At 71.0% G+C, this 5,154-nt stretch carries 5 protein-coding genes and 1 pseudogene; 4 read left to right on the forward strand and 2 right to left on the reverse strand.

All coding sequences use genetic code 11. The features are described 5' to 3' along the window. The 4 genes from D471_RS32505 to D471_RS0101240 form a co-directional block, all read left to right on the forward strand. Positions 1-972, forward strand: a 972-nt coding sequence (locus D471_RS32505) for a glycosyltransferase family 4 protein (protein ID WP_017596938.1), incomplete at its 5' end; no start/stop codon positions are given. A 104-nt stretch (positions 973-1,076) separates the two neighbouring features. After that, positions 1,077-2,441: a nucleotide sugar dehydrogenase gene (locus tag D471_RS0101230; RefSeq protein ID WP_017596939.1), complete on the forward strand. Its 1,365-nt coding sequence runs from the start codon at positions 1,077-1,079 to the stop codon at positions 2,439-2,441. A gap of 239 nt (positions 2,442-2,680) precedes the next feature. After that, the gene (locus tag D471_RS0101235; protein WP_017596940.1) at positions 2,681-3,832 is read left to right on the forward strand and encodes a glycosyltransferase; all 1,152 of its coding nucleotides are present in this window, start codon (positions 2,681-2,683) and stop codon (positions 3,830-3,832) included. Positions 3,833-3,950: 118 nt separating this feature from the next. Further along, positions 3,951-4,553, forward strand: a complete 603-nt coding sequence (locus tag D471_RS0101240; RefSeq protein ID WP_017596941.1) for a malonic semialdehyde reductase — start codon at positions 3,951-3,953, stop codon at positions 4,551-4,553. A gap of 123 nt (positions 4,554-4,676) precedes the next feature. Here the strand turns inward: D471_RS0101240 and D471_RS39925 are convergent, their stop codons facing one another. Together D471_RS39925 and D471_RS0101250 are read right to left on the reverse strand one after the other, a co-directional pair. After that, complete coding sequence (locus D471_RS39925; protein ID WP_017596942.1) at positions 4,677-4,841, reverse strand: hypothetical protein; 165 nt, start codon at positions 4,839-4,841, stop codon at positions 4,677-4,679. 102 nt (positions 4,842-4,943) lie between these two features. Then, a pseudogene (locus tag D471_RS0101250) lies at positions 4,944-5,154 on the reverse strand (glycosyltransferase family 2 protein); the annotation flags it as partial.

Consider the following 5,154-nt stretch of genomic DNA (forward strand, 5'->3'; position numbering starts at 1 on the left):
GAGCCGCTGGTGGAGGCGTTGCGGCCGAACGTGCTGCACGCGGCGAGCAACCACCACAACGCGCGGTTGGCGCTGGAGTTGGGCCGCAGGTACGGACTGCCGGTGGTGTACGAGGTACGCGGCTTCCTGGAGGAGTCCTGGCTCTCGCGAGATCCGTCGCGGAGCGTGTCGGACGCCTTCTACCGGGCCGAACGGGCGAGCGAGACGGAGTGCATGCTGGCCGCCGACCTGGTGGTGACGCTGGGCGAGACGATGCGCGCGGATATCGAGGCCCGGGGGGTGCCGCGCGAGCGACTGCTGGTGGTACCCAACGCGGTGGACGCGTCCTTCCTCGATCCGCTTCCACCGCGCGAGGAGGTGCGCGAGGCGCTGGGGATCGGCGCGAACGAGTACGTGGTCGGCACGACGACCAGCTGTTTCGGTTACGAGGGCCTGGACGTCCTGTTGGACGCGGTGGCGCTGATGCGGGAGCGCGGGGAGGGGGCGCACGCCCTGGTGGTCGGTGACGGGCCGGAGCTGCCCGCGCTGCGCGCCCGCGCCGAGGCGGCGGGGCTGGAGGGGGCGGCGCACTTCCCCGGGCGCGTGCCCGCGGGGGACGTACGCCGGTACCACGCGGCGCTGGACGTGTTCGTGGTGCCGCGTCGGGACGACCGGGTGTGTCGTCTGGTGACACCGCTCAAACCCGTGGAGGCTATGGCCGGAGGACTTCCCGTTGTGGCGAGTGAGTTGCCTGCGTTGCAAGAGATTGTGGAACCGGGAGTGACTGGTGAGTTAATTCCGGCTGGCGAATCGGCGGGGCTCGCCGATGTGCTGACAAAACTCGCTTACAGTCAGGAAAAGCGCGTTTCGTACGGTCTCGCTGGCCGGAACCGCGTCGGCACCGATCGGACCTGGGCGGAAGCCGCATACCGCTACAACCGGGCGTACCGGGCTCTTATCCGGAAATTGTCCGAACCAGGCCAGATCCCGTAACCGGGAACGACATCTGCCTACACTCGGATGCCCCACCTTCCCTCCCCAGGCTGTCCCCGAAACAGTGCGCCCGTTCACCCAACGAATGCGAGTGTGACCGCGAAGTGGATGCCGCAGCCTCCAACCCAGTCTCCATTCCCGAGCAGTCCTCCGGCGGAACCAGCGACCTCGTCATCCTGGGCCTCGGCTACGTCGGCCTGCCCCTGGCGGCCGAAGCCGTGTCCGCCGGGTTGCGGGGGGTCGGCCTCGACGTGAACGAGGGCGTCGTCGCCGGACTCAACGGCGGCGTGTCGCACGTGGACGACCTCGCCGACGAGGACGTCGCGGCGATGCGCGACGGCGGGTTCACCGCGACCACGGACGCCTCGTGCCTGGCCCGGACACGGGTGATCGTCATCTGCGTGCCGACCCCGCTCTCCCCCGAGGGCGGCCCCGACCTGGGCGCGGTCACCTCCGCGGCCACGTCCATCGCCACGCACCTGACGCCGGGGACCCTGGTCATCCTCGAGTCGACCACCTACCCGGGCACCACCGAGGAGGTCGTCCGGCCGTTGCTGGAGGAGTCCGGCCTGGTCGCCGGAGCCGACTTCCACCTGGCCTTCTCGCCCGAGCGGATCGACCCGGGCAACCCGACCTTCGGCGTGGCCAACACCCCCAAGGTGGTCGGCGGCCTCACCGAGGAGTGCGGGGCGGCCGCGGCGGAGTTCTACGGGCGCTTCGTGGAGACCGTCGTCCGGGCGCGCGGCACGCGCGAGGCGGAGATGGCCAAGCTGCTGGAGAACACCTACCGGCACGTCAACATCGCCTTGGTCAACGAGATGGCCATCTTCTGCCAGGAGCTGGGCGTGGACCTGTGGGACGCCATCGCCGCGGCCTCGACCAAGCCGTTCGGCTTCCAGGCCTTCTACCCGGGGCCGGGTGTGGGCGGCCACTGCATCCCGATCGACCCGAACTACCTGTCGTACAAGGTCAAGACGCTGGGCTACCCGTTCCGATTCGTGGAGCTGGCCCAGGAGATCAACGGCCGGATGCCCTCCTACGTCACCCAGCGGGCGCAGGAGCTGCTCAACGAGTCGGGGCTGGCGCTGTCCCGGTCGAAGGTGCTACTGCTGGGCGTCACCTACAAGGCCGACATCGCCGACCAGCGAGAGTCCCCGGCGCGTCCGGTGGCCCGCAAGCTCGCGGCCAAGGGCGCCACGCTGACCTACCACGACCCGCACGTGGAGGCGTGGGAGGTCGATGGAGCGGACATCCCCCGGGCCACCGACCTGGACCAGGCACTGGCCGAGGCCGACCTGACCATCCTGTTGACCGACCACGGCGAGTACCGGCCCAAGCGGTTGTCGGAGTACGCGCGGCTGCTGCTGGACACCCGGGGCGTGCTCCGGCGCTCGGAACCCGAGGCCGACACCGAGGTGCCCGCGCAGGCCCGCCGGTCCGTCGAGCGCGAGGGGCTGCGGGTGCTCTGAGCGCACCGGGGTCCGCCCGAGGGGCACGTCGACCACGAACCCACCGCGGTTCATCGGCGTGCCCCTTGTCGTTCATCTTCGGACCATGCAAGGTTCACCCGTTTACCCCCGTGTGTCCACCGTGGTTTATTCGCACCGTTTCCGCTGGTGATTACCGTGTCGGACAGCTGGTACCGCGCATGTGAGGCGGATCATCGCTGTAGACGGACCCGACCGGTGACACTCGTAGGTGATGTTCGATGCACGCACTCGTGGCCACGGTGGTCCACCATCCCGAGGACGCCCGGATCCTGCACCGGCAGATCCGCGCCCTCCTCGACGCGGGACACCATGTGACCTACGTCGCCCCATTCCGGGAGTGCGGCGTCACACCGTGGGGCGAGGTCGACTCGGTCGACGTGCCCCGGGCGGTCGGCCGTGAGCGGCTGACGGCCCTGCGCGCGGCGCGCACGGTACTCGCCGAGCACGCGCCCCGCGCTGACCTCCTGCTCTTCCACGATCCCGAACTCATGCTGGCGCTGCCCTCGCGGCGCCCCGCGACGGTGTGGGACGTGCATGAGGACACCGCGGCGGCCATCCTGACCAAGCCGTGGGTGCCTGGGCCGGTGCGCCGACCGCTCGGCGCGGTGGTCCGCGCCTTCGAACGGCGGGCCGAGCGCCGGATGCGGCTGCTCCTGGCCGAGGAGGGGTACCGGTCGCGGTTCCGGTACGACCACCCTGTCGTGCCCAACACGACCGAGGTACCGGTGGAGCCCGCGCGGGAACCGGGCGACGACCGGGTGGTGTACCTGGGGCACGTCTCGGTGGCGCGCGGAGCGCACGAGCTGGTCGAACTGGGACGAAGGCTGCGCCCCCGAGGCGTCCGGCTGGAGGTGATCGGCGGCGCGGACGCGGGTGTGCGGCCGCTGCTGCGCCAGGCCCAGCAGGACGGCGACCTCCAGTGGTACGGGTTCGTGCCCAACGACCGGGCGCTACGGATCTGCGCGGGGGCGACGGCCGGAGTGAGCCTGCTGCACGACACACCGAACTACCGGCACTCGATGCCGACGAAGGTCGTGGAGTACATGGCGCACGGCCTACCGGTGGTGACGACCGCCAACCCGATGGCGAAGGACCTGGTCACGGGGCGCCCCGAGGGCGACGCGGGCCTGGTGGTACCGTTCGGCGACGTGGACGCGGCGACGGAGGCCGTGCTGCGGCTGCGCCGGGACGCGGACCTGCGGCGGCGGATGGCGCGCACGGGACACGAGATCGCGCGGACCTCCTACCACTGGCCGGTCCAGGCGCGGATGTTCGTCAAGCGACTGGAGGAGTGGGCGGACGCCTCCACCCCTGACGTGCCGGAGGTCCCGAGGCAGCGGGTCCGACGCCGTCTCGCGCCGAGCGAGTGACCGCGACCACATTTAGTCGCACAGGAAATATCTTCCTGGATAACAATGTTGGTGCTCCCGAAAGACCGTTCCGGTGGCCACACCGGCGACGCCCGCAGAGCACGACAGAGGTTATGACATGAACGAGGCGCTGGTTCTCGACAAGGCGACCCAGGACCTGCTGTTCCGGTCCGCCCGCACCGCCAACACCTTCACCGACGAGCCCGTGACCGACGAGCAGGTCCGCGCCATCCACGACCTCGTCAAGTTCGGCCCGACCGCGATGAACAACCAGCCCCTGCGGGTCACCGCCGTGCGCTCCCCCGAAGCCCGCGAGCGCCTGGTCAAGCACATGGCGGGCAACAACGCCCCCAAGACCTCCACCGCACCGCTGTCCCTCATCCTGTCCGCGGACACCGACTTCCACGACCGGCTGCCCAACGTCTTCCCGGTGCTGCCGGGCGCCCGGGACATGTTCACCGGCGACGACGAGAGCCGGGCGAGGATCGCGGAGCAGAACGCCTTCCTCCAGGCCGCGTACCTGATCATCGGCGTGCGCGCCGCCGGTCTGGCCGCTGGGCCGATGGTCGGGTTCGACGCCGAGGGCGTGCGCAGGGAGTTCTTCGGCGAGGACTCGCCGCTGCGCCCCGTCGTGGTGATGAACGTCGGCAAGCCCGGCCCGGACGCGTGGTTCGACCGCCTTCCGCGCCTGGACTACGAGGACGTCGTCACCGAGGTCTGATCGCGAGAGCGACGGGGGCCGGACGCCGGGAAGGACGCCCGGCCCCCTCGTCGGCCGACCTCGGAACCGGGCCCCGTCAGGACGCCTCGGTCCCGGACCCGAACACCCGGAGCCGCCGCGCCGTCATCCCTCCGGAGGCGGACCGTGGCGGAACGGGTACGGACGGCGAGGCTCGACCGGCTCCCTGGGCAGGGGAGCCCGGAGGTTGCGCACCACGAAGAAGGTCATGAGCGCCGACAACGCGGTGATGACCACCGCGACGAAGCAGATCGCCGTGAGCACCACCATCGAAACCGCCCCCTCCACCGTCATGTCGGCACCGCGCCCGGTGTCGTGGCCCCACGATGGCACGGCCCGCGGACGGGGCGCCGTCGGGCTCCCGGTCCGGCCTCAGATGACCGGCGGGCGCCCCGCGCGCGTCATCCGCCAGGCGGTCGACCACCGGATCGGCGTGCGCGGCCCCGCGTCCTCGCGCCACCCCTCGCGGAAGCCGCCGAACCACGACCGCAGCGCCGCCCGGTCGCGCTCGCGCAGCACCGTCAGCCCGACCCAGGTCCCCAGGTAGGCGAAGGCCAGCGGCCACGGAAGGTTGCGGCGGGGC

It is taken from the genome of Nocardiopsis lucentensis DSM 44048, from assembly GCF_000341125.1.
In the GTDB taxonomy this organism is placed as follows: Bacteria; Actinomycetota; Actinomycetes; order Streptosporangiales; family Streptosporangiaceae; genus Nocardiopsis; species Nocardiopsis lucentensis.

Bases quoted from the DNA above. Each gene is read 5' to 3' on its own strand.
- D471_RS0101235 (WP_017596940.1), top strand. From the start codon at position 2,681: ATGCACGCACTCGTGGCCACGGTGGTCCACCATCCCGAGGACGCCCGG.
- D471_RS0101240 (WP_017596941.1), top strand. From the start codon at position 3,951: ATGAACGAGGCGCTGGTTCTCGACAAGGCGACCCAGGACCTGCTGTTC.
- D471_RS39925 (WP_017596942.1), bottom strand. From the start codon at position 4,841: ATGGTGGTGCTCACGGCGATCTGCTTCGTCGCGGTGGTCATCACCGCG.